The organism is Shouchella phoenicis (assembly GCF_047238345.1).
In the GTDB taxonomy this organism is placed as follows: Bacteria; Bacillota; Bacilli; order Bacillales; family Bacillaceae_D; genus Shouchella.
Genome location: NZ_JBDFMQ010000001.1, coordinates 490,422 through 512,838, shown reverse-complemented (window position 1 = coordinate 512,838; position 22,417 = coordinate 490,422). Strand labels below are relative to the sequence as shown.

Genomic DNA, 22,417 nt, shown 5'->3' with positions numbered 1-22,417 from the left:
GTTACAACCATACTGCAAAGCGCCCTAACCTTTTGAGATAGGACGCTTTCTTTATGTGAAACCTATCAATCATCTATGTAAATAAGCTTAGGTACTCACCCCAACCTCTCTCGCTCTTCCTTTAATCCCTGCCAATATTCCCAGCCATTTTTTGACGCACCGCTACATAGATCCGCTGCATAGCTTGGACTTGGACAGGCAATGTCTTCTGTTAAGCGAGCGGATTTGTCGTCAATAGGCTCAGCTTGACTCGCTTCAATGAGTTGCTTCATTTTTGCCTGTAATTTCTGATAGAGTCTCCCTTCGTCCTTATAGTTTTTTAATTTTTCTTGTGGAAACAGGACGGTAGAACCTTTTGTAATGACAAATTGTCCATCGTGAAGATAGATGGTAGCAGGGTGGTTTTTTTCGGCCGGGTAATAAATACGCTTTTCTTCATCAGACCCTACCTGCTCAGCTTGTTTGATCGTTACACCAAGCGACTCTAGTAAAAATGCAATTTGGCCAGCAAATGTGTTCATGGTCGCCCTCATGTACCAGTTGACATTCGGCTTATTGATGCGCATATCCCGGTTCTCAACAATGTAAGTCGAAGCGTTAAAACGCTGAATAAATTCGTATTCGAGATAATCAATCAGTTGCTTATCGAAGCTATTGTTGTCGGTCACAAATAAGATGCCGAACTGCCAAAAGTCTTTTTGCTTTAAGTGTTCTTTTAATCGTTTAATGCCGTGTACCGATTGACCGATGTAAATGCTTGGTTCTTCGACATCGGAGATGAGGAAATAAACAGCATAGTTGTTGGCGTGCTCAAGTTTCTCTACTTCTGCTAAAAGGCTCTTTTTAAAATAAAAGCCGCGAATCTGGCTCGTTAACTCCTGCACCACTTTTAAAGAAGATGCGTAGGTTGAATCTGGAAAATACATCATTGCGGTTCGTTCGTTTGGCATGTGGCGTGCAGTCCTTTCTTTTTACCCTGTACCCTATTTATCGGTTCCCATCCCCTATACATTCACACCAAAAAAAACGATCCCCTTAGGAATCGTTTTTCTTTAGCTTTACGTAGCGAGACCGACATTGTCGTAGTCTTCTTCTTCCATGTCGCCAACAATTTCACTTAGAATGTCTTCCATCGTCACAAGACCGCTTAATTCACCTTGGTCATTGGTTACAATCACCATGTGGGTGCGGGTTGCTTTCATCTTCAAAAAGACGTCTTGAATGAACAAGGATTCTTTCACACGTGGAATGTGATGCAAGTACGACTCGATTCCGTGGGCACGGCCTGCTGCGATACTTGTTAACATTTCTTTCGTGTTCACAAAGCCTGTGACCTTCGTTCCTTCCGCATTGATGACGGGATAACGGGTGTACCCTTGTTGATCAATGGTTTTCAGGATGTCATCGATTTCCATGGTTTCGCCTAAAGTGACGACTTGTTCTTTCGGAATCATGATCTCACTTAATGTGCGACCATCAAATGAGAAAAAGTTTTCCAAGTAGGCTAGCTCGGTTTGGTTGATTTCGCCGCTTTTGTAACTGTCCGAGACGATGAGTTTCAATTCTTCTTCTGAGTAAACTGTTTCGTGCCCTGCTGGTTTGACGCCAAACCAGCCGAGTAGTGTTCGTGCGGACCCGTTTAAAATTCGGATAAATGGCCCCATGATGACGCCAAACCAGTAAAGGGGTGGCGCTAATAGGAGCGTCATTTTTTCAGGATACTGGATCGCAAGTGTTTTCGGTGCCAATTCTCCAATGACAACGTGGAGAAACGTTACGAGCGCAAGGGCAATCGCGTACGACATAGCGGTTGCTAATGCATCTGGGACACTGTAATAATCAAAGACAGGTCGCAAAATGTTTTGAACGGTTGGTTCACCTAACGCACCTAACACAAGAGCTGTAATCGTAATACCTAATTGACAGGCAGATAGGTAGTAATCAAGCTCGTGGGCGACTTTTTTGGCGAGAACCGCTTTTTTGTTCCCTTCTGAAACAAGTTGGTCAAGCCTTGACATTCGCACCTTTAAAATCGCAAACTCTCCACCTACAAATAGTCCGGTCAAAAGGATGAAGATCGCGACAAGGGTTAAATTCACAACAATAATTGGGTCCAATTAATCCTTCTCACGTAGAGAAGGGTTCACCTCCGTATGTTTTAAGTTACTCTATATCAGTGTTGCTGGTTGATGTTGCATGAATTTGACTTTCTTTATGTGATGATCGTCGGCTTCAACAACGGACCAAACATGTTCATCTAATTCAATCTTAATGCCTTCTTTTGGCTCATCAATGACTTTCATGTTTTGTAACATCCAGCCACCGACCGTATCCACATGCTCACGATGGGTAAAGGTTAAGCCGAATTGTTCTTCTAAGTCATCTAACAATACGCGCCCGTTAATCACGTATTCGTCCGTTCCGACTTTTTCAATATCGCTTTCTTCATCCATATCGAATTCATCGCGGATTTCCCCGACTAACTCTTCAATCACTTCTTCCATCGTCACAAGACCAGCAGTTCCACCAAATTCATCAATAATGACAGCCATATGCACTTTTTCTTTTTGCATTTTGTGCATCACATCTTGAATACTCGTTGCTTCGAAAATAAACGGAAGTTCACGAATGTAAGATTTAATCGCTACTTCTTTTCCAGCAACAATGGCTTGAAGCATTTTTTTGGCGTTTACGACACCAATAATTTTGTCTTTGTCCCCATCTTCAATGACGGGATATCTCGTATAGTTGTAGTGATCCATTAACGAGACGAGCTCATCCATCGTCATGCCATCGTGTATCGTCACCATTTCCGTACGTGGCACCATAATGTCTTTGGCCACATGCTCGTCAAATGAGAAGACATTTTCCATATATTGAAGTTCTTCTTTATCAATCGCGCCGCCTTCATAGCTTTGCGCCATAATAATTTTTAGTTCTTCTTCCGTGTAGGCTTGATCATGGCCAAGTGGCTTGACACCAAACAACCGTAACAGTAATCGAGATGCACCGTTTAATGTCAAAATAAATGGATACATGATTTTCCCAAACCAGTACAAAGATCCAGACAACAGCAAGGTCATTTTTTCCGAAAACTGAATCGCCAACGTCTTAGGCGCCATCTCACCAATGACCACGTGCAAGTAGGTCACAAGTAAAAACGCAACCGCATAAGAAATGGCAGATGACCAAGCATCTGAAACATTAAAGAAGTCAAAAACGGGATACATCAAACTGCTTACTGCCGGTTTACCAAGTGCTCCTAGCCCTAAAGCCGTTACGGTAATTCCGAGCTGACAGGCAGATAAATAATAATCAAGGTTTTGCGTAATTTTTTTTGCTACAATCGCCTTTTTATTTCCTTCCGCAATCAGTTGATCAATGCGTGAACTTCGGATCTTTACGACCGCAAATTCTGACGCAACGAAGAAAGCGGTTAACGCTAAAAATAGGACAATGAGCAAGAGATTAATAAATGTGCTTAAATCCAATGATTTCCCTTAAATAAGGGATTCACCTCCAAGAATAATAGGTTTCCGACCTTTCTTGAAACGGATTGTCTCTTCTCTTTGCCCTTCTATCTATCTATTACGGACAGAGAGGGCAGCTTGGAAAAGCAATCGTTTCTTCCATTATTAAGCTTTACTCGTACTAGTTCCGTTGTATTTCGGTTAAAAAGCGTCGCCTTCCCAATGTGTGTCCCTCCCTCTCTTATACGTGTGTAAATCTTCCATCATCACCGTCACGGCAGGGTTTCTTTCCGTGTTTGGTGTAAGAAGATTATATCAGAATAACGCTAAATAATACCGATTGCATGCAATCTTACAAAATACATTTACACAAACTTTACAAATGCTTATCCGAAATAAAAAACCATGGAGCGGCCATTGGTTCAATTATCTATGTAAAAGTTGATCATTGTTCATAAATAGACCCGCTTTCGTAAATTTGATCTAAGACTTCTTTTCGCTCTTCATTTAATTTGACGTACATACTTAACGTCGTCATCCGCTGCTGCTCAAACACCATTTGATCGTTCATATAAAGCACTTCGCCTGTATGAAAAATTTGTGCGCCGAATACGGTTGAGGCAGTTTGAAGATTCACTAAATCCACTTCTCGTTTAACCTTTTCAGCTAACTCTTGCGCAATCATAAACAATTGGTAGGACGTTGGAGGATTGGTTCGATCCTCAGGATAAAATGCAAGATCAAGATCGCTATCATTCCTTTGAGTTCCTTTTGCGAAGGAGCCAAAAACGATAATGAAAGCAGGCTTTAATTCTTTCATTAAATGTGTCGTAATAACATCGTTCATCTTCTTATCCATCAGACTTCCTCCCTTTTTAATCGGTATAACAAAACCCTCCATGATTTCGTATAAACGAGAGTAGAGAAAGCCTGTCCCAAAGAAGCGAGACAGGCTAGAATGTTTATAACAACGTGACATAGGCAGGATTTCCTGTAATGTAAAGGCCGCTTTTTAATCGGTACATGAGTGAACCATTCACAGTTAAAGCTTCAGCGATGGTAAACACTTCATTCCGCGATACGGTTGTATAACGTGCATTCCAATCTGGTCGATTGTACACCCATAATGTGTTTGTAATGACACGGAGTAAACGCCCTTCCATTGGTGGGGCTGGATTGGTATTCTCTCCATCTCGAATATCTGCAAGAAACGAATCCCACGATGGCAATAGATTAGCCGGGCAAGCCTTCCCTGTCCAATGTTGGTGGGTCACAATTGATTCGATTCCAATTGATAGTTCGTTCATTAAACGTCGGACGAGTGAGATCGCGTTCGCGCGAGCTTGCTGGAAGTTCCCATCGCGATTCACGCAAATTTCAATGCCAATTGACTGTCGATTGCCATTTGCACCGGCATGCCATCCGACTTCATTAAACGGCAGATGTTGAATGGCTTGCGTGTCGTCGACTGTGACGTGCCATGACACTTGTCGTGCCTGCGCATCTGCTCCTTTTACATAACGGGCGTGCATGTCGGCATTTGCTCCGGCGGAGGTATTCGCCGTTTCATGAATGGTAATAAGCGTTGGGCGCAAAGCCGTTTGTGGACGGTTCGAGTTTGATGTTGGGATAAAATCTTGTCTTAGTTCCATGAATGGTTTCCTCCATTTTCTAGATTCATTTTTTAAGGCAGTAGCAAGTTCGATGGACATTCGATCTGCCTTTGCCTCTACACTAGAAAGAGAAAACGTTTTGCGAAAAACAACACCTCATTGGCTTTTTTGAAGATTGAGTCGGAGTGCTTAGATTTTGGGCATTATTTTCCTGTCGATCCTCTTCACAAAGCGCTTCAACCGTGTTACCGTTATACAGGCAAAAAAAGAAAGGGGGCATTTGTATGGTATCAGAGGCGATGCAAGAGGCGCAGCGAATACTGAGAAGAAATTGGCTAAAAGCGATACTATTCACGGGACTAAGCTATGTGCTTCTATTACTGTTCGGTCATCACTTTGCTCAAATACACTGGAACGATGGTTCTTTCTCGTTTAGCACGTTTACTGTATCAACAGGAATGGGCTTGCTCGACATTTTGAACCCCGTTGGATCGTTTATCTCAAGTATCATTGTGTTTGCGATTATTGATTTTATGTATGGATTGAAACATCGTGAAAAGCGCTTTTTTTCTGCTTATTTGTATGCGTTTAAGAATCCTCGCTTGCTTTATAAAGGGTTGTTTATGACGATGATTACAATGGGTCTGACATTTTTGGCGTTAATGTTGGTTAGCTTCTTTATGCTTTCATTGCTTATGGACGGTTCAACGCTTTTTGGCATTCTGTTATTAGGCGGATTAGCACTGGCATTTACCTACCTTTACACTGGATTTGCGCATGGTATGTACATCTTGTACGAGAATCCTAAGCAGAACTTTTTCTCAGTCGTCTTTTATAGTTTCAAAATGATTCGCGGAAACCGCTTTGCGTTTATTGGTTTTTTAATTTTATTTGCACTTATTCAAGTACTTGGCATGCTCGCACTTATGGTCGGTTTATTCGTTAGTTTAACGTTTTACCACGCCGCCAGAATCGGATTTTACGAGAACGTGAAAGGCAGAAGTCCGATGCAAACCAATACCCAACGTGATTTTAAAAAGGCCATGAAAGAAATCGAACGCTCAAGCTCCTAAGGTATCCTATTTTTAAAACATATACATCCATATAAAGACAGTATAATAGACACTAACGCTTGATCCCTCGGGTATTAGTGTCTGTTTGTTTTAACATGAAAACGTTCACTCTAAAGACTCAACACACATTTATGTAATCGTGTTGCATTCACTACATGCCCTTGAATTATGCACAACTCTAGCTCAAATATGACCAACTTGAATCGATTCATCTACGTCTACTTCACAGTCATAACTTCTCTCTCCAACAGACCCTACTTCTTCAACACTCATCCTTTCTAAAATGTCGCCGCCCTTCGTGTTTATCGTAACCTCAATCCCTAAATGATCTTCATCAGCAAAATAAAAGCGTGGGGTGTCTGTCTTTTCACCACGTCCGCCTACCAATTGATTATTGCAATTTGGTCCCTTGTATTCATATTCCTTTGGTATAAAGCGTTCCTTGATCTCGTTTAAAGCTTCTTCAAGTGATTCGAGAGAGGTAATTTCACCACGTATAGTTCTAGCTCTGTATTCCTCATCATAATCCACAAATGCAACATGTAAATTATTTCTTAAAAAATAGGCAGTTGGGTAACTTTCTGATTCATCCAATTCATAATCACCATAAACGCTTTCAAAATCGTCCAATGAATCGCCTATTTTTGCTGAATCGTTAAAGATACATCCACTAAGAAATACGAACAATAAAAATAGGTACGCACCAAAATAAACCTTCATAATAGCCCCCTTTATTATGTTTCGCATTTAACAGTCATACTAACACACGAATGATTTCTGCATCATCTAGTTTAAGATTGTATAAAAGTAGATTTGCTAGATCCTATTGTAGATCTGTCAGCTCGTAATAGTGAACAAAAATATTTTTTATTTCCCAACCTAACCTCACAAATTTTTCACATTTTTTAGATATCATTGATGTATAGTTAGTTCAACAAACGTTATATCATTATAATCGAAATGAGGAGTGACAGGTGAAAACAGATACGCCTCGGTCGACAAAGCGCTATGGAACGGTTTGGCGGTGGCATTTCTACGCGGGTCTCATCATTGCACCAATTTTGCTTTTACTCGCCGTTACAGGTGGCCTTTATTTGTTTAAAGGCAATATTGAAGCGGCGTTGTACAGTAATTATTACGATGTGACACCTAATCCGAATGGCATTACGGTTGCACCTAGTGAGTTAATCGCCAATGCCAATCAAGTCTACGACAACATTGAAACGGTTACGTCTTACTCCCCTAGTGAAAATCCAACGTCATCCGTCGGAATCGGGGCAACGTTTCTTGATGGATCAACGGGTACAGTCTATATGAATCCATATACTGGAGGGCATTTAGGTGTACTTCTCGATCAAGACCGAATCATGGAACGCTTAATTGAGCTTCATGGTGAGTTGATGCTCGGGACTTTTGGTGATCGCGTTGTCGAACTCGCCGCATCATGGACGCTTATCTTAATGGCAAGCGGGCTATATTTATGGTGGCCACGTCGCGCCAAACCAAAAGTGTATGGAGTCTGGCTTCCGCGTTTACGAAAAGGGAAACGCGTCTTAGTTCGCGATTTACATGCGGTTCCTGCAGCATGGCTATCAATTGGCATTACATTCTTTGTCTTGACTGGCATGTTGTGGACAGGATTCTGGGGAAATGGGGTACAGCATCTAGCAACAAGTACGGGTCAAGGCTATCCGCCTTCCATTTGGGTCGGTGATGCTCCTGAGTCATTAACGGAAGATGTAGCGGAATCGGCTTGGGCAGCGCAAAAATTACCTGCACCTCTATCTGGTAATGCGCAAGGCTATGAACAAGTTTCCATTGATGATGTGGTTACAACTGGTCTTCATCAGGATTTGCACCCAAGCTATTCGGTTTATTTTCCAAGAAGTGAAACGGGGTCATTTACCCTGTCAGCTTTCCCTGATCAAGCTAAAGATGAAGCGACGATGTACATCGATCAGTATACAGGTGCCATCCTGGCTGATTATCGCTATGACGATTACGGGACAATTGGGAAATTAATGGCAACAGGCATAACCATTCATAAGGGGTTAGAATTCGGCTTGCTTAATCAACTGTTTGGACTTGTGATTTGCATTGGTTTAATCGGGATCATCGTGTCTGGGTTTATCATGTGGAGGCGTCGCAAACCAGACGGCCACATCGGTGCCCCGAAAGCCATTTCGATTCGTCAAAGTCGGATCTTAATCGTGATACTCGCTGTATTTGCTCTTATTTTTCCATTAGTAGCTCTCTCACTTGTGGTTGTTTTCTTGATTGATTTCTTTCTCATTCAAAAAATAGAGCGGCTGAAGACGTTCTTCCATGCATAGGAGGTCAATACCATGCGCTATCTCATTCTTGTAATGACACTCGCTCTCTTCTTGTCTGCTTGTTCAGTGAATAGCAATAATCATGAAGATTATACCGATTTTAAGCCGATTGAAGTCCGGGTAGAATTACCTGACTCGGTTTCAGAAGGAGGCCAACAGACCATCTTTGCCTATGTATCACAAGATGGAGAAGATGTATCAGATACTGAGCTCGTTCGCTTTGAAGTATGGTCAAACAATCATGAACAACATGAATACTTAACCGCAACCCCTGAAGGAAATGGGATTTATGCAGTCGACGTTGACTTTACACAAGAAGGGCTCTATTTCGCAAAAGCACTCACGCAAGTAGGCGATTTGTTTGCAATGCCGACGAAACGATTTGCGGTTGGAAAGCTTACGCCTGAAGAAGCAGAGCGTTTGATTAATGGGAATAACCAACCCTATACAAACGATCATTCTCATCATTGATAGACTACGATAAAAAGGTCTAAAATTGGCGAACGCTTTCCATGGGCACGGCCTTAGCAATTACGCTCAAAATCTGGCTTCACTGTCTTCGGACACGTGCTGTTCCCATAGGAGTCGTTGCCAATAAGGTCATACCTTTATCATGAATAGGAATTTAGACAATAGTTTCATGATTCCAGTCATAATTAGTGGTTTCCCAATATACATTAGTGAGGGGTCAAAAGTACTGTTTATGAACAAGGGGGAGATCATGTGCCAAGTAGAGTCATGAAGTGGACATTCGGTGGATTAGAAGCGTTGTTAGGTATCCCGATTTTAGGAGGAGCCATCATCCTATCTCTGTATTGGGCACCACTTGCAATCATGTTGGTGTTACATATCATCGGCTTGGTTTTTGCAGCCAAAGAGGAACGTAGTAAAACCGGTCACATCTTAGGCATTCTCGCGTCTGCTTTAGGGTGGATTCCTGGAGTGGGCATGATTATGCACATTTTAGCAGCGATTTTCTTAATGATCGAAGCTGGGAAAAACAAGTAATAATCGTACATACGAGAGAGCGATGCCAGTTTTGGGTCGCTCTTTGTGCGCCATCACCCCATTTTTGCTTCAAGCTTTTCCAGACGTTGTTCCATTGCAAGCTTCCAGGTTTCTACATCAAAAATCTTTTGGTTCAATACAAGGTGACCATGCTTGATTTGATCAATCCCAGCTAATTCTTCTCGTATAGCAGCCATTTCTTCTTCCTGTTTTGTAAAGCGGATTTCAAGATTTTCAAAGCGTTCCTCGAGTTGATCTAGACGTTCTTCCACGTTTTCGTCTTTAGACTCTAGGTTTGTTATTCCTAGGTTGAGCTTATCAATTTTTTCATTTAGTTCCGTACGCATCTCTTTAATATCACCGCTAATTTCAACTAAAATCCCTCTCAATTCTGTATCCATAGAAGCCTCCATCTATACGTGTTTATGGGTCGGACGTTTCTTTTAGTAACACACGTCATTTTTACTAGCCTACATACCAAATCAATCCATTCTTCTCCTCCTTATTCTGACACTATTCGACCATCTCCTTTGAAAACCTTTTAGCAACTTGCTTAAGCAAAAAAAGCCGCTCAAGAGCGACTTACTCCTTTCCTTCTTCTCTCTCTTTATTCAAAGAATCATCAAACGCACGCAGAAAATCTTTGACCACTAACGTTAATAACCAAATACTCCCTATGATTAGCAGACTAGCAGCAACATATTTGGCAAATTCAGCTAAGGCAGGGTTATAAAGCCCATCCAGCTGAAGAACCATTACAAACCCGAACAGTATATACATCTGTGGGATCACGTAACGATTTATCCTACTCACTTCCTTCTCCCCAAATAAAATTCCAAAAACGCTTTTTGGTTCCTACCTTGTAAAATGAACACATCTTTTTTCATGTTTTCTCATAAAATGAATGAAAAGATGAAAGCGTTTTGCTAGAATGTTAGGTAATAAACGTTAATGAGTGGTTTTGATTTTGAAAGCGTATACAATTTTTCCCACCCAAACACACATTGATCAAGCAGGTGATGAGATGATACATAACATTGAAGAAAAAAATGAGGGTATGAACGTTCATCTTTCTTTATTCGAAAAAAATGGCAGCCACACGACCATACATATACAGGAACTTGAACGAATTGAAGCAGGAGACATGTTAGCTGATCTCTTTCAAATTGAGATGTCAGCTCCGATTTGGAAGATTGTTCGTCTTCACTGCATCCATGAGGAGCCTATCGAACTTGAATATCTTTATGTGCCTGTAGGTATACTTCCTCAATTAACAAAACAAGCATGTCACGCTGATTTCACCCACCTTATTGAACAGCAGAACGAAGCGAGTTTTCAATCTGCTGAGAATGAGATCACGCCACATATGTTGTTGAAAAAGGAGAAAGAACTGCTAGAAACGAGTCAAGCACTGACAAACAAATTATCAAGCAAGCGATACCTTGATAATGGAAGAACGTACACCTATTCTGAAACCATTTTTAGAGACGCGGCCTTTGCGTTTACGATGACAAAAAAGAGATAATTATTTATCTCTCTTATGAAACAAGCAGAGCGAGTTGCATAGACTAGTATAGAAAGCTTGCCAACAGGAAAGAATAGGACATCTAGAGGTGGTCATGATGGCGGATGTTGCGCTATTATTTTCAATGCTTGTTGCTTTAGCATGTTTTGGTGCGCCAATCGTAAAGACGTGGAAATACCTTGTTCGGCAAATGATTATCGGTTCCTTTGTTCTTATTGCCCTTTTCAGCTTTCTCTTTCTTTACGATTTGGTTGAAGGAACTCATCTTACCCTTCATGCGCTGTTTACATGGAATTAAGACTGTACTCGAGTTCGGTCTTTTTGTCATTCCAACAGAAAAAAGCACATGCTCTAAAGCATGTGCCTCCTCCCTGAATCTGAGCGTGCATTCGATTAGCTTGCTATCAATCACTAAGAGGAAGACCCCGCAGTTTTGATATGTAGGATAGGGATAACCCTATCCTGTAAAACTAATCAGTAAATGCATTTTCTGTTTCTTCATGAAGGATCGCTTCCAGGTGATCGATTTGATCATCGATCATGTCAGCAAAACGCGCTTCATGATCGGTCATCTTTTTCCTCAACGATTTGAGGAAAGACAACTCCCGACGAAACAGTTCTCGCTCAAAGCGATTCATGATAGATATCCTCCTCAATAAAGTGATTGATACCTACACTTCCCATTTACCCCTGTTTATCGACTCAGAAACGTATTTTGTCTATATGGAAAGAACTGTTAGCGTTCCATATTAATACTTCCGGTACATCCCTTGTGATCGTGGCGCTGTATAGTCGAATGAAAACTTCTTATATAAATGGTCAGCGTCTCCGTCCGCAATCAAGCTAACGTATGACCCAGGGTATGTATGACGGTCAAGGTATGTCGTAATTTCTTCCATAATCACTTTCCCTAACCCTTTCCCCTGATACGTTGGCTTTACCACAATGTCTACTATTTGAAAAAAGGCGCCACCATCTCCGATCACGCGGCCCATTCCTATGAGGACATCTTGATCATACAAACTAATGGCAAACAACGAGTGTTTTAATCCCACTTCGGCAGCTTCTAATGACTTGCCACTTATGCCACCTTCAATTCTTAAATCGTTATATGCCTTCGGGGCAGGTGGTTCAAATTTCATTGCATAATCCAAGTCTCAATCCACCTCTACTTCTTATTCTTCATACAGATCTTTGCCTTTTGCTTTACGGTCTTTTTGGCTAAATCCAACCGCTAGACAACATAAAACACTTGCAACGAGCAACAAAATCGCTACCAAGACGGTTCCTCCTCAAAAGTCGTTTCTTCTATTATACCCTTAAACTGTCGAAATAGTAGAACAGAAAAAAGAGTATAGCAGTTGCCTATACTCTTCCCCCTTCTCTTTACTTCACATCTGCTAAGTTCATGGCTTGGTTTAGAACATTTTCACCCTTCATCATGCCATAATCCATTTGATTAATGAGATCTACCTTGATGCCGTGTGGCTCTGCTTGTTTTGTCACTTGTGCTTGCATATAACGTACTTGTGGGCCAATTAAAATGACATCAGTTTTTTCCAGATGATCTTGTAAGTGTGAAGCAGAAACCGCATCAATCTGGCATGTTAAGCCCCTTGATTCAGCTGCTTCTCTCATTTTAGAGACAAGCATACTTGTCGACATACCCGCTGAGCAAACTAGTAAAATATTCATCTTCTACACTCCTTTTGGTAAACGTTGATAAAGTTCGACCATTTCAACAGCCATTTCTTTCACTGTCATTGACGTCATTAAGTGATCTTGGGCATGAATGAGCAGAATAGAAGGTGTGACACCATTCCCTTGCGCTTCTTGTTGTAGCAATTCTGTCTGTCCATGGTGGGCAGTGACAAATGCTACATCTGCTTCTTTTAATTTCTCGGCTGCTTCCTCAAATGAGCCTACTTTAGCTGCTTGAATAGCTTCCATGGCGAAAGAGCGAGCGTTACCTGAATGGAGAATAAGTGTGAATGAGATTTCTTCGAGCGTTTTAGTCATAACGGCACTCCTTATCTATGTGTTCTGCTTTTCGATTTTTTCTTGCGCACGCTCCGATATTTTTATAAACGGGATGTAAATGAGTGTGACCAACGCTAAGTTAAAGAGTTGCAAGATGACGCCTGACCAATGACCTGATACAAGAAAGCCACTAATAATTGGTGGTGTCGTCCACGGAATCGCAACAGCAGTCTTTGCCACAAACCCTAACGAGATTGCAAAGTATGAAATAATTGTCAATAGGATTGGTGATAAAAGGAACGGAATGAACAACGATGCGTTCAACACGATCGGCACCCCGAACATGATCGGCTCATTAATATTAAACGCCGCACCTGGCGCTCCTAATTTCCCAACTGTACGATAGTGAGACGTCTTGGCAACGATAAAAATCGCAGCAATTAACGCAAGAGTTGTTCCCGAACCGCCCATAAAGACGTACGCATCAAAGAACGCTTTCGTGACAATTGCTAATTCATCTCCAAATATACTCGCACCAGCTTGAACAAGCTCGGTATTTGTCACGCTTGCTGTTAAGTATACACCTTCCATAATTGGCGACATGATATTCGTTCCATGAAGCCCAAAGAACCAAAGAAAATGATTAAGAAACACAACAATTAAAGCCGCAGGTAATGAATTTGATAAACTTAATAATGGTGTTTGAATCCACTGGAACACAAGTTCATGCACACTCGTATTCACGACGAGGGCCATAAACATTTGGAACAAACTTAGTCCGATTAATATGAGTAAAAATGGAATTAAAGACCGGAACGATTTCGTTACCCCATCAGGAACACCTTGAGGCATTTTAATTGTGAAACGAGAATTCACTAAGACACGGAATAATTCCGTAATAATAATGGCATTAAATAGCGCAACGAATAGTCCTTGCGAACCAGTCCACGCGAGGGACAAGCCCCAATCTTCTGTAAAAGGTGACAACATCACAAAGGTCGAGACAGATAAAATAGCAGCTGCTAACCCATCCACCCCATACGAACGAGCGAGATGATAGGAAATGGACATGGTGACTAAGAGAGCAAGTATCGCATAAGAGGCGTCCCATATATTTCCGCCAAACATGGTGAAGTTTTCACCAAAAATCCCCATCATAAATCCTTGATACCCCTCAATAGAAGGCAATGGAAAATTGTTAAGTAAAATAGCAAATGAACCAATAATTATTAATGGAATGACACTGACAAATCCATCACGTATGGCAACAAGGTGACGCTGTGCCCCAATTCTGCCTGCAACTGGAATGACGTACTTTTCTAACCATTGCATCATAAAAATTCCCCCTTTTTATGCTTGTTGATAAAATTGTGGCAAATCTTCTTTATGTGCTTCTAGTAAATCTTCCATTAAATCCTTCGCAAGTGCTTCTTCTCGGACGAGCGGATTAATGAGTAAGGCTTGATACAAACGCTCACGGTCCCCTTTTATAGCCGCTTCAATAACAAGCTCTTCTACATTCTTCATTAATTGAATGATTCCTCGGATGGAAAGTGGCAGTGCCCCTATTGAAATCGGTCTTGGCCCATCTGCACCCATAAGTGCATTCGTTTCAATGACAACATCATCAGGTAGATCGGATATGGTGCCATTGTTTTGGACATTAACTGTTTGCACATCCCCTTTATTGGTGTAAATACTTGTCATGACATTACAAGCCGCATCACTATAAAACGCCCCTCCTCGCTTTTCAAGTTCTGTTGGCTTTTCTTCTAGGCTCTCGTTCTCATACTTTTTAAATAACTCTGCCTCTACTTGTTGTACGACTTCTGCTCGCGTCCCGTTTTCCCAGTACGCTTCCAAATTCTTTTCGAGCATGTCTGCGCCTTTAAAGTAATAGCTATGATACGGATTTGGCAACATCTTAAAAGCTGACAAGAAGGTGGTTGACCAGCCTTCCGATACAATATTTGCTGGCGAATATTGATTTGCTGGATCCTTTAATCGTTCGATTACATTGGCTGTACAGTCGACACCTTTTACAAGCACACGACGTCCAAACACAAAGTGGTTCAAGCCTAGAAATTCAATCTCGATGTCTTCTACGTTACACTTCAAAATCTCCGCGACGCCAGTGCGCATATTAAACGGAATGTTGCACACACCGATGACCCGCTTATGTTCGCCATACTTCAATAATGCCTCTGTGACCATACCAGCAGGATTTGTGAAATTGATTAACCATGCGTTCGGACATAACTCTTGCATATCTTTTGAAATCTCTAATAAAACTGGAATTGTCCGTAACGCTTTGAAGATCCCTCCTGCCCCATTTGTTTCTTGACCAAGTGCCCCATAAGAAAATGGGATGCGTTCATCTTTTTCTCGCGCTTTTAATCCCCCTACTCGTATTTGACTTGTGACAAAATCAGCCCCACTTAACGCTCGTCGGCGCTCGAGAGTGGATGTAATGACGATTGACTTATTTGCCTTATGAATCATTCGTTTAGCAAGCCCCGTAATAATCTGTAGCTTTTCTTTTCCTTGCTCAATATCCACTAGCGCAATCTCCGTGACTGGAAACTGATCATGTCGATCAATAATGCCTTCAATGATCTCTGGCGTATAGCTTGATCCTCCACCAATAATGACTAATTTTAACGTCATTGAGATCCCTCCTCCACATACATTCTATTTGTAGGAACAACCAATAAATGAAATCGCTTTCTTGTTACAAATTTAATTTATCATAACAAATTAAGAAAGTACAGTTTTATTTGTAATGACAACTTTATCTAAAGTGATCAGTTTTGTCATTACCTTTGTATGATATCTTTACACCATTTATGCTACAATAAAGACAATGAACACGAAGGGGTTATGCCTATGTCCGCTATGCATCAGCAAATTAAGGAAAGCATTATTAATAAAATTGAATCGAATGAATATGCCCCACAATCACAATTGCCAACTGAAGCAGAATTTTGCGAAACCTATGGCGTTAGTCGTACAACTGTAAGAACAGCCTTGCAACAATTGACCCAAGAGGGCTATGTCGTACGCCGCCAAGGGCAAGGTACGTTTGTCGCTGAACCAAAAATTCGAACAAATTTATCCCAAACCATTACTTCATTTACTGAACAAGTAACGTCTCAAGGAAAAAAACCATTTATTAAAGTATTGTCATTACAAGTCGTACCTGCTGACGAGGTATTGTCTCACCTTTTAAAAACAGACGCCAATGCCCCTATTCAAAAGATTACACGGATACGCTTTGTGGATGAAAAACCACTCCAGTATGAGATTGCATACGTTCCGTGGTCGATCGCACCTGGATTAACAGCAGAACAATGCGCATCCTCTCTGTATTCGTCATTACGAGCGCATTTTGACATCCGTATCGCCCGGACAGAAGAACACATTCAACTTCAGACAATGGATGCAACTGTTGCAACCTACCTTGAATCCGAAGAACAGACGCCATGTTTTTACCTAGAAACCCTTGCATATTTAGAGGATGGGACCGTTGCTGAGCATTCTCAAACATATTTCCACGGGGAACGAGCGAGCTTTCAAATCGAGCGACACTATCATTAAGGGGGCGTGACCATGCCAGTTGTAACGTTTAATGCAGATGATTTTGGTTTATCGCGAGGGGTCAATTATGGGATTTTGGATAGTCATTTATACGGTGTTGTTGCTTCTACAACGATGCTGGTAAATATGCCAGCATCAGAACATGCTGTTGCGTTAGCGAAACAGCATCCTTCTTTAAAAGTTGGCATTCACCTTGCTTTAACGATTGGTGCACCTATTTCAAGTGAGGTTCCTTCTCTTGTCGATCATTCAGGACAATTCCGTAAGCTTCACTTACAGCGAAATGAAACAATTATCAATCCAGATGATGTTTTGCGCGAATGGTCCCTGCAAATTGAGACCTTCTTAAGTTACGGGTTGATACCGAATCATTTGGATAGTCACCACCATATTCATCGTTGGGCGCATCTCCGGCCCGTCATTGAAAAATTAAGTAAAACCTACCAACTTCCATGGCGCCATTCTTTTGAACAGACGCCTAATGAAACCTCCTTTTATACCGCGTCCTTTGACGATCGCTTTTATAAAGACGGCGTTAGTCATCAAGGCATTAATCAAATTCTGGCTGATCACACTGGTGTAGATTCACTCGAGATTATGTGCCATCCAGCTTATGTTGATGAACCGCTACAGCAGACTTCTTCTTATGTACATGACCGTGTGAAAGAAACAGAGATTTTAATGCACTATTCATTACCGAGCGGCTGGACGTTACCTGCGCAAAAAAAAGACACACCCTCAATTTAACATAGGGTGTGTTTTACTCATCTGAAGGCGTTCGCTCTCGCATCATAAGGGTAAAAAATACTACCCACAGCACAATAATGATGATCGTGACTGCGATTGCCAGATAATATAAGAAAGCATTCTCGATAGGTTCTTCTCTACTCAGAACCACTGCCCAAATAACCGGAATGGCAGTAATCGAGACGCACGATTCAATAAACCTAATCGCATAAGGCTCCACTTTCCCCTTTAAAAACTCATGTAGAAAAAGATTTAAAACACTAATCAATACAACATATAAAGGAAACATTATGCCTATTTTCAATCACTCCAATCTACGTTATTAAGTAGCTTTGGTCGTCGCTCCTTTTTTTTTACACCATTCAATGAATCCAGCCGCGACTAGACCCATAACAATTGGTATAAGTGAACCGAAGTGAAAAGAGAAGCCCTCTTCCCCAACATAGAAGGAGGACTTTAGTATCAACCATTCAATGGAGAACAACGAGCCAATTCCGTATAACAAAATTGTCACCCCGATAAACGTTAACAGCACAAGCATAAAACTAGATGTTTTCCTATTCTTCTTTTGCACATTTTCCTCCCTCTTCTTCTACTCATCCCAATAACTCGTTTCCATGTCAATTAGCCAATGATTTTTTAACGTCAGTGCCCGTTCCATGGCCGCGAAAACACTTAATAGTATAAGAGTAGTGTTTAGCCAATTAGGAAGCGTAACTGGGGATTGGAATGTGCCTATGTGCTCCGCTACCCATGGAATTTGTGTTAATCCTTCAAGTAATTGTGGCAATCCTAAAAAGATGGAAAGGAGTAAAATCGTAATGGCACATGTGCCAATCGATGCGCTTATTTTAGGGAACCGTTTGTCAAAACGTAATCGTAATCCTTCTGCTGACCGCTTATCTGGCTGAAGTTGCCTTGCTCCTTCACTTGTCACATATTCCATTCGACTCATCCCATAATCAGACGTGGCTACTTCAATAACACCACCAGGAACAGGGAAGGTGGCAGGGAGAGAAGATGTGGCTATATGCGTTCCATCACGGTACAACTGTGTCGTTTCATCTTCACTAAAGAAGTGGACATTCACTGCATAAACATGTGTTTCACCGTTCTCTTCGACAATCGTTGCGTAAAAAAGTGACCGTGTTAGAGGTTGCCAAAAGCGAAATGGTTTGAGTTGATGCCCATCTCCTTCTTTCACCTTATTTATCTTTCTATTCCTTTTCCACCGTCGATATGATCGAAACATAAGAAGGCTCCTTTTTACACTAAACTGTTCATCTCAATTCTACATACGAATGTCCGCCACAGAGGTTTCATACCCCTCTCAAAAAAAGCCCGGCATCAGCATGCCGAGCGTTCAATTTACAGCGCTTGTCTTCTTCTTTTCCATAACACACCAGTCAAACCAACAATGCTCAGCATAAGCCCCCCAATGATCCACGCGGCTTGGTTTGCAGAGGTGTCAGGTAACACACCACCTGTATCTTCTTCTTTCGCTAAAGCTGTTTCACTTTCTTTTTTTCCTTCAAAATCAGCTTTCCGAATTTTTCCGTTAATGCCCTTCGTCCGATCAACGACTTGTGACACTTCATAATCTGTTGCCGCACTCAAGTAAGCAAGAGCGTTTGCACGGTCCATACCATATTGATGTTCAAGAAGGGAGATTGATTGGCGTGTCGCATCTCTCATGGCTTCATTTAGATCTTCATCTAGACCAATAGGCAACCAATAATCATCTGTTTCTCCGACTGGATGTCTGAAGGAATTGGCGTCACCAGGAATCGCTGGGTCACCATCCTTTAATAGGGTTAAACGAAATGTCACGCGTAAAGACCCTTCCAGTGCACTTAACGCCACTTCACCATCCCCTTGAGCAAAGTGTGGATCACCTGTATAGAACATTCCGCCGTCCACTTCAATCGGCAAATAAAGTGCAGAGCCCTCACCTAAATCGTTAATATCAATATTGCCTCCAGTATGTGTAGGTGGGACACTATCCACTCTCTCTGTTGTATCCGTTGCGACCCCCATCATGCCCATGAAAGGTTTTAGCGGAAAAACGACATCTTCACCAGGAATTTCACCATACCAGTCTCCATCACGCTCTGATATCGGAGTAAAAATCGATATATTGTTATATAATTCTGGATTTTCAGCACTTGCGCCTTCTTCAGGTCCTTCATTTTCAGGAAATTCTCCAGGTAGCGCACCTCGATCGTGTCGATTGGAAATGACTCCGTATGGCACCCGAGGTGTTAAGGTCAAGGTTTCCACTTTTAACACATCACCTGGTTCTGCCCCTTCAATTTCAACAGGTCCTGTCACAACATGTGGACCTTGTTCACCAAAAATATTTTCCATATCAGATGCAGCAATGTCAATCGCATCTGTTAATACTTCGTCCGAATCAACACCATATTGACCAAAATATGTAACAGGATCGCGCCCTTGATCGTCTAAAATCCCTTCTGCTGAAACCGTATCAAACGTAACGGTTTCCCCTGATTTCATTTTTAATACTGGTGAACTTGTTCGGTTTGGAAGCTCGCCCCACCGAACATGATCAAGAGTAGATGGAACATAGTGTTGTCCTTTTGCTTCCTCCACATCCATTGTATTTAAGGGGAATACCTCCTCTTTTGCTTGAACACTTTGCGTCGCCAGGAGACTGCATACCCCTAACCCAATTGCCATACTATACCGCTTTTTCATTTTCCACACTCCCCAATATTCATCTTTGTTTCTAATTAGCTTAACAAAAACGGAATTGGCGCAACGACATGTGGGTAGATCTTCTCACATGATTTTTAGCACTCTGCAAAAAACGTGAAGCCGTATGTACGACTTCACGTTAGCGATATTATTCATCATAGTCCCAATCAAAATCACCTGTTTCGATGGCTTCCAACAGGAAGTTTGTGCCATTCACATGAAAGCGCGTTTCGCCATAAGCAAACGTCACATCACTCACAATAATTGTCGGCGCGGTATAAACAGAGTGCTCCGTCGTCTCGATTTCCAAATGGTAGTTAACGGTTGGTGCACGATCATTGGAAACAAGTTCTGTCTCATTCCCTTGTTCAAAAAGCGCCATAATTTCGTCGCGGTCCTCTAGCACGACTTCTCTTCTTGTCGAATCCGATCGTTCATTTGATTCTTGGACGATTTGTAATGACGTAATCTCTCCGAACTCGTTTTCATAATTCGCCAATTCGTCCTCTATCGTAGTTTGTGAGGGGATAAAATTTATTAATACAACAGCTGCTATACTGACAAGTAAAAGTGCAATGACAATGTAGATGATTTTTCTACCCACTTTTACATCGCCTCCTTCTTTTGACACGTCAATCGCATCATCTATCTTACTACACTAGCATAGCAGGAAATGATCCTCGGACAAAATCGAATGCCCAAAATCCATTCATTTTTCACATTTCCTAATGCGAAGAACGATAAAAAAAGCCTTCCTCTCTGAAGGAAAGCTCCATTGATAATGACGTTAGCCTTTTCGGTATTGAGATGGTGTTCGAATACCGACAAGTAAGACCATCGCAATAAGTAAGCTTGGTATGAACACGACCGGAGCATGCACGCCCGTTACAAAGCCATAGATGAGGACACCTATTGAAAACAGCAAGAAAATGACGCTAATCATGCGTTGAAAATTCATTCAGAATACCTCTCCTTCATTCCTTTTGTTTCAAATACCCTTACTTTCCATATTTAAACAAACATAATGCTCATTCTTTTCGAGGCCATCGCTTCATCCCTTCTGTACCAATGACACTCCCCACCATCCCTGCGACCACACTTGCTGTTACGACTTTGACTGTGAAGTAAATGCCAGTCCCTGCGACCATGTCCAACAAAAGAAATCGTTTTAGCTTCGTTACTTTTATCGTATAAAATACAAATTTATGATTCCCTTTTTTCATCTGCATCGTCCGTCCATTCTTTTTTCTAGAAGTATGTCGTGAACCGGTTGTCTTATGACGAAAAAAAGCGCTCATCTAAATAGATGACGCTTCGTTGCGTAAAATTTTTTCCATCGTCTTCCCTTTTGCAAGCTCGTCAATGAGCTTATCAAGGTAACGGATTTCTTGCATCGTAGGTTCTTCAATGTCCTCCACACGCACGCCACAAATCACACCTTTAATCATAGAACGAGCCGTGTTTAATTGTGGTGCATCTGCAAAAAATGATTCAAAATCAGTTTTTTGATCAATCTGTTGCTGTAGAGACTCATCACTGTACCCTGTTAGCCACCGTATAATTTGATCGACTTCCGCTTTGGTTCGCCCTTTGCGCTCTGCTTTTTTCACATAGTGTGGGTAGACGTCAGCAAACGGCATTGTATAAATCTTATGCTTCGCCATGTTGAGTATCTCCTTTATTTATCGGTTTCATCATTCGATATAAGCTTAGTGGTCCTCGTGCAATATGTCCAACTTGACGATACCCAATTCGTTCGTACAGCTCTTTCGCTTTTGGATTATCCTCACGTACTGTCAATGAGATTTTTGAAAAAGACGCTTCTTTTGCTAAGGCTTCTGCTTTTTGTAGGAGTTGCTTGCTAATTCCCAGACCTCTACTTTCAGGTAACAACGCAATAGACCCAACGTGGAACTCATCCTTCTTTCCTTCTTCCATCGTCAACAACGCATAAATAGAGCGAGGATGCTTCAGCGCATACGAGACCATTGCCATTCCACGAATATGTAAGATTTGTTTCGCAGTAGGAATCGCTAATTTATCCATAACGGTTACTGGGTAACACGTCATCATTCCTAACGTCTTCTTTCCCATTTTTGCTTCATACGCAAATTCATGGCTAAACCGATTGTTGCTTCCTTGCCACAATGCAATCATCGTACTTTCTATCACACTTTTGTCGGTTGATCCCGTCATGATTTCGACCATATCACCAACAGCCATGCTGTTTAACGTTGCCCCGACCGTTGATGCAGCCGACGCTTTTTCAATCATAATTTCTTGATTCATCAAAACACCTCTACCACTATCATAGCGAGTTAGCGCGTTTTTAATCAATCGACACCTCTTATTA

General features: G+C 41.6%; 31 protein-coding genes. 8 read left to right on the top strand and 23 right to left on the bottom strand.

Features of this window, described 5'->3' with window-relative positions:
- Positions 1-95: 95 nt before the first annotated feature.
- The 5 genes from ABC361_RS02865 to ABC361_RS02845 all read right to left on the bottom strand — a co-directional run bounded on the left by ABC361_RS02865 (position 96) and on the right by ABC361_RS02845 (position 5,122).
- The gene (locus tag ABC361_RS02865; protein WP_413072582.1) at positions 96-950 is read right to left on the bottom strand and encodes a GIY-YIG nuclease family protein; all 855 of its coding nucleotides are present in this window, start codon (positions 948-950) and stop codon (positions 96-98) included.
- Positions 951-1,058: 108 nt separating this feature from the next.
- Complete coding sequence (locus tag ABC361_RS02860) at positions 1,059-2,117, bottom strand: hemolysin family protein (protein ID WP_413072581.1); 1,059 nt, start codon at positions 2,115-2,117, stop codon at positions 1,059-1,061.
- Positions 2,118-2,168: 51 nt separating this feature from the next.
- Positions 2,169-3,491: a hemolysin family protein gene (locus tag ABC361_RS02855; RefSeq protein WP_413072580.1), complete on the bottom strand. Its 1,323-nt coding sequence runs from the start codon at positions 3,489-3,491 to the stop codon at positions 2,169-2,171.
- 424 nt (positions 3,492-3,915) lie between these two features.
- Positions 3,916-4,329 carry a type VII toxin-antitoxin system MntA family adenylyltransferase antitoxin gene (gene mntA / locus ABC361_RS02850; RefSeq protein ID WP_413072579.1) on the bottom strand — a complete coding sequence of 138 codons (414 nt, stop codon included), beginning with the start codon at positions 4,327-4,329 and terminating at the stop codon, positions 3,916-3,918.
- A gap of 103 nt (positions 4,330-4,432) precedes the next feature.
- The gene (locus tag ABC361_RS02845) at positions 4,433-5,122 is read right to left on the bottom strand and encodes an N-acetylmuramoyl-L-alanine amidase (RefSeq protein WP_413072578.1); all 690 of its coding nucleotides are present in this window, start codon (positions 5,120-5,122) and stop codon (positions 4,433-4,435) included.
- Between the two features lie 245 nt (positions 5,123-5,367).
- On the opposite strand from ABC361_RS02845, the gene ABC361_RS02840 reads away from it, so the two are divergent.
- Entirely contained in the window at positions 5,368-6,156 is a 789-nt protein-coding gene (locus ABC361_RS02840; protein WP_413072577.1) for a hypothetical protein, read from the top strand.
- Between the two features lie 183 nt (positions 6,157-6,339).
- Here ABC361_RS02840 and ABC361_RS02835 read toward each other — a convergent pair whose 3' ends face one another.
- Positions 6,340-6,876 carry a hypothetical protein gene (locus tag ABC361_RS02835; RefSeq protein WP_413072576.1) on the bottom strand — a complete coding sequence of 179 codons (537 nt, stop codon included), beginning with the start codon at positions 6,874-6,876 and terminating at the stop codon, positions 6,340-6,342.
- Positions 6,877-7,130: 254 nt separating this feature from the next.
- Here ABC361_RS02835 and ABC361_RS02830 point away from each other — a divergent pair, with 254 nt between their 5' ends.
- The 3 genes from ABC361_RS02830 (at position 7,131) to ABC361_RS02820 (ending at position 9,497) form a co-directional block, all read left to right on the top strand.
- Positions 7,131-8,489: a PepSY-associated TM helix domain-containing protein gene (locus ABC361_RS02830; RefSeq protein WP_413072575.1), complete on the top strand. Its 1,359-nt coding sequence runs from the start codon at positions 7,131-7,133 to the stop codon at positions 8,487-8,489.
- Between the two features lie 12 nt (positions 8,490-8,501).
- The gene (locus tag ABC361_RS02825; RefSeq protein ID WP_413072574.1) at positions 8,502-8,960 is read left to right on the top strand and encodes a FixH family protein; all 459 of its coding nucleotides are present in this window, start codon (positions 8,502-8,504) and stop codon (positions 8,958-8,960) included.
- A 267-nt stretch (positions 8,961-9,227) separates the two neighbouring features.
- Complete coding sequence (locus tag ABC361_RS02820; protein WP_413075706.1) at positions 9,228-9,497, top strand: hypothetical protein; 270 nt, start codon at positions 9,228-9,230, stop codon at positions 9,495-9,497.
- 53 nt (positions 9,498-9,550) lie between these two features.
- On the opposite strand, the gene ABC361_RS02815 is transcribed toward ABC361_RS02820, so the two are convergent.
- The gene (locus ABC361_RS02815) at positions 9,551-9,898 is read right to left on the bottom strand and encodes a hypothetical protein (protein ID WP_413072573.1); all 348 of its coding nucleotides are present in this window, start codon (positions 9,896-9,898) and stop codon (positions 9,551-9,553) included.
- Between the two features lie 181 nt (positions 9,899-10,079).
- Positions 10,080-10,310 carry a hypothetical protein gene (locus tag ABC361_RS02810; RefSeq protein ID WP_413072572.1) on the bottom strand — a complete coding sequence of 77 codons (231 nt, stop codon included), beginning with the start codon at positions 10,308-10,310 and terminating at the stop codon, positions 10,080-10,082.
- 211 nt (positions 10,311-10,521) lie between these two features.
- On the opposite strand from ABC361_RS02810, the gene ABC361_RS02805 reads away from it, so the two are divergent.
- Both ABC361_RS02805 and ABC361_RS02800 read left to right on the top strand, forming a co-directional pair.
- The gene (locus ABC361_RS02805) at positions 10,522-11,022 is read left to right on the top strand and encodes a UTRA domain-containing protein (protein ID WP_413072571.1); all 501 of its coding nucleotides are present in this window, start codon (positions 10,522-10,524) and stop codon (positions 11,020-11,022) included.
- A 97-nt stretch (positions 11,023-11,119) separates the two neighbouring features.
- Positions 11,120-11,320, top strand: a complete 201-nt coding sequence (locus tag ABC361_RS02800; RefSeq protein ID WP_413072570.1) for a hypothetical protein — start codon at positions 11,120-11,122, stop codon at positions 11,318-11,320.
- 172 nt (positions 11,321-11,492) lie between these two features.
- Here the strand turns inward: ABC361_RS02800 and ABC361_RS02795 are convergent, their stop codons facing one another.
- From ABC361_RS02795 to ABC361_RS02770, 6 genes are all read right to left on the bottom strand, one after another.
- A complete protein-coding gene (locus tag ABC361_RS02795; protein ID WP_413072569.1) occupies positions 11,493-11,660 on the bottom strand; it encodes a hypothetical protein in 168 nt (55 codons plus the stop codon).
- Positions 11,661-11,771: 111 nt separating this feature from the next.
- A complete protein-coding gene (locus ABC361_RS02790) occupies positions 11,772-12,164 on the bottom strand; it encodes a GNAT family N-acetyltransferase (protein WP_413075705.1) in 393 nt (130 codons plus the stop codon).
- A 244-nt stretch (positions 12,165-12,408) separates the two neighbouring features.
- Positions 12,409-12,717, bottom strand: coding sequence for a PTS sugar transporter subunit IIB (locus ABC361_RS02785; RefSeq protein WP_413072568.1), 309 nt, complete (start codon positions 12,715-12,717; stop codon positions 12,409-12,411).
- Between the two features lie 3 nt (positions 12,718-12,720).
- Entirely contained in the window at positions 12,721-13,041 is a 321-nt protein-coding gene (locus ABC361_RS02780; protein WP_413072567.1) for a PTS sugar transporter subunit IIA, read from the bottom strand.
- A gap of 15 nt (positions 13,042-13,056) precedes the next feature.
- A complete protein-coding gene (locus tag ABC361_RS02775) occupies positions 13,057-14,337 on the bottom strand; it encodes a PTS sugar transporter subunit IIC (protein WP_413072566.1) in 1,281 nt (426 codons plus the stop codon).
- Between the two features lie 15 nt (positions 14,338-14,352).
- Positions 14,353-15,669: a 6-phospho-beta-glucosidase gene (locus ABC361_RS02770; protein ID WP_413072565.1), complete on the bottom strand. Its 1,317-nt coding sequence runs from the start codon at positions 15,667-15,669 to the stop codon at positions 14,353-14,355.
- Positions 15,670-15,888: 219 nt separating this feature from the next.
- Here ABC361_RS02770 and ABC361_RS02765 point away from each other — a divergent pair, with 219 nt between their 5' ends.
- Together ABC361_RS02765 and chbG are read left to right on the top strand one after the other, a co-directional pair.
- Positions 15,889-16,599, top strand: coding sequence for a GntR family transcriptional regulator (locus ABC361_RS02765; RefSeq protein WP_413072564.1), 711 nt, complete (start codon positions 15,889-15,891; stop codon positions 16,597-16,599).
- Between the two features lie 12 nt (positions 16,600-16,611).
- Positions 16,612-17,346: a chitin disaccharide deacetylase gene (gene chbG / locus ABC361_RS02760; RefSeq protein WP_413072563.1), complete on the top strand. Its 735-nt coding sequence runs from the start codon at positions 16,612-16,614 to the stop codon at positions 17,344-17,346.
- A 13-nt stretch (positions 17,347-17,359) separates the two neighbouring features.
- Here chbG and ABC361_RS02755 read toward each other — a convergent pair whose 3' ends face one another.
- The 9 genes from ABC361_RS02755 to ABC361_RS02715 all read right to left on the bottom strand — a co-directional run bounded on the left by ABC361_RS02755 (position 17,360) and on the right by ABC361_RS02715 (position 22,401).
- Complete coding sequence (locus ABC361_RS02755; RefSeq protein ID WP_413072562.1) at positions 17,360-17,650, bottom strand: hypothetical protein; 291 nt, start codon at positions 17,648-17,650, stop codon at positions 17,360-17,362.
- A gap of 18 nt (positions 17,651-17,668) precedes the next feature.
- Entirely contained in the window at positions 17,669-17,920 is a 252-nt protein-coding gene (locus ABC361_RS02750; RefSeq protein WP_413072561.1) for a hypothetical protein, read from the bottom strand.
- Between the two features lie 18 nt (positions 17,921-17,938).
- Positions 17,939-18,598: a hypothetical protein gene (locus ABC361_RS02745; RefSeq protein ID WP_413072560.1), complete on the bottom strand. Its 660-nt coding sequence runs from the start codon at positions 18,596-18,598 to the stop codon at positions 17,939-17,941.
- Between the two features lie 116 nt (positions 18,599-18,714).
- Entirely contained in the window at positions 18,715-20,064 is a 1,350-nt protein-coding gene (locus tag ABC361_RS02740; RefSeq protein WP_413072559.1) for an acetamidase/formamidase family protein, read from the bottom strand.
- A gap of 148 nt (positions 20,065-20,212) precedes the next feature.
- Entirely contained in the window at positions 20,213-20,668 is a 456-nt protein-coding gene (locus ABC361_RS02735; RefSeq protein WP_413072558.1) for a hypothetical protein, read from the bottom strand.
- 183 nt (positions 20,669-20,851) lie between these two features.
- Entirely contained in the window at positions 20,852-21,022 is a 171-nt protein-coding gene (locus tag ABC361_RS02730) for a hypothetical protein (protein ID WP_413072557.1), read from the bottom strand.
- 70 nt (positions 21,023-21,092) lie between these two features.
- Positions 21,093-21,293, bottom strand: a complete 201-nt coding sequence (locus ABC361_RS02725; RefSeq protein WP_099302843.1) for a hypothetical protein — start codon at positions 21,291-21,293, stop codon at positions 21,093-21,095.
- A 69-nt stretch (positions 21,294-21,362) separates the two neighbouring features.
- On the bottom strand, positions 21,363-21,728 hold the full coding sequence (locus ABC361_RS02720) for a DUF2200 domain-containing protein (RefSeq protein WP_413072556.1): 366 nt from the start codon (positions 21,726-21,728) through the stop codon (positions 21,363-21,365).
- Positions 21,715-22,401 carry a GNAT family N-acetyltransferase gene (locus tag ABC361_RS02715; RefSeq protein WP_413072555.1) on the bottom strand — a complete coding sequence of 229 codons (687 nt, stop codon included), beginning with the start codon at positions 22,399-22,401 and terminating at the stop codon, positions 21,715-21,717. The genes ABC361_RS02720 and ABC361_RS02715 overlap by 14 nt, the downstream gene beginning before the upstream one ends.
- Positions 22,402-22,417 lie beyond the last annotated feature (16 nt).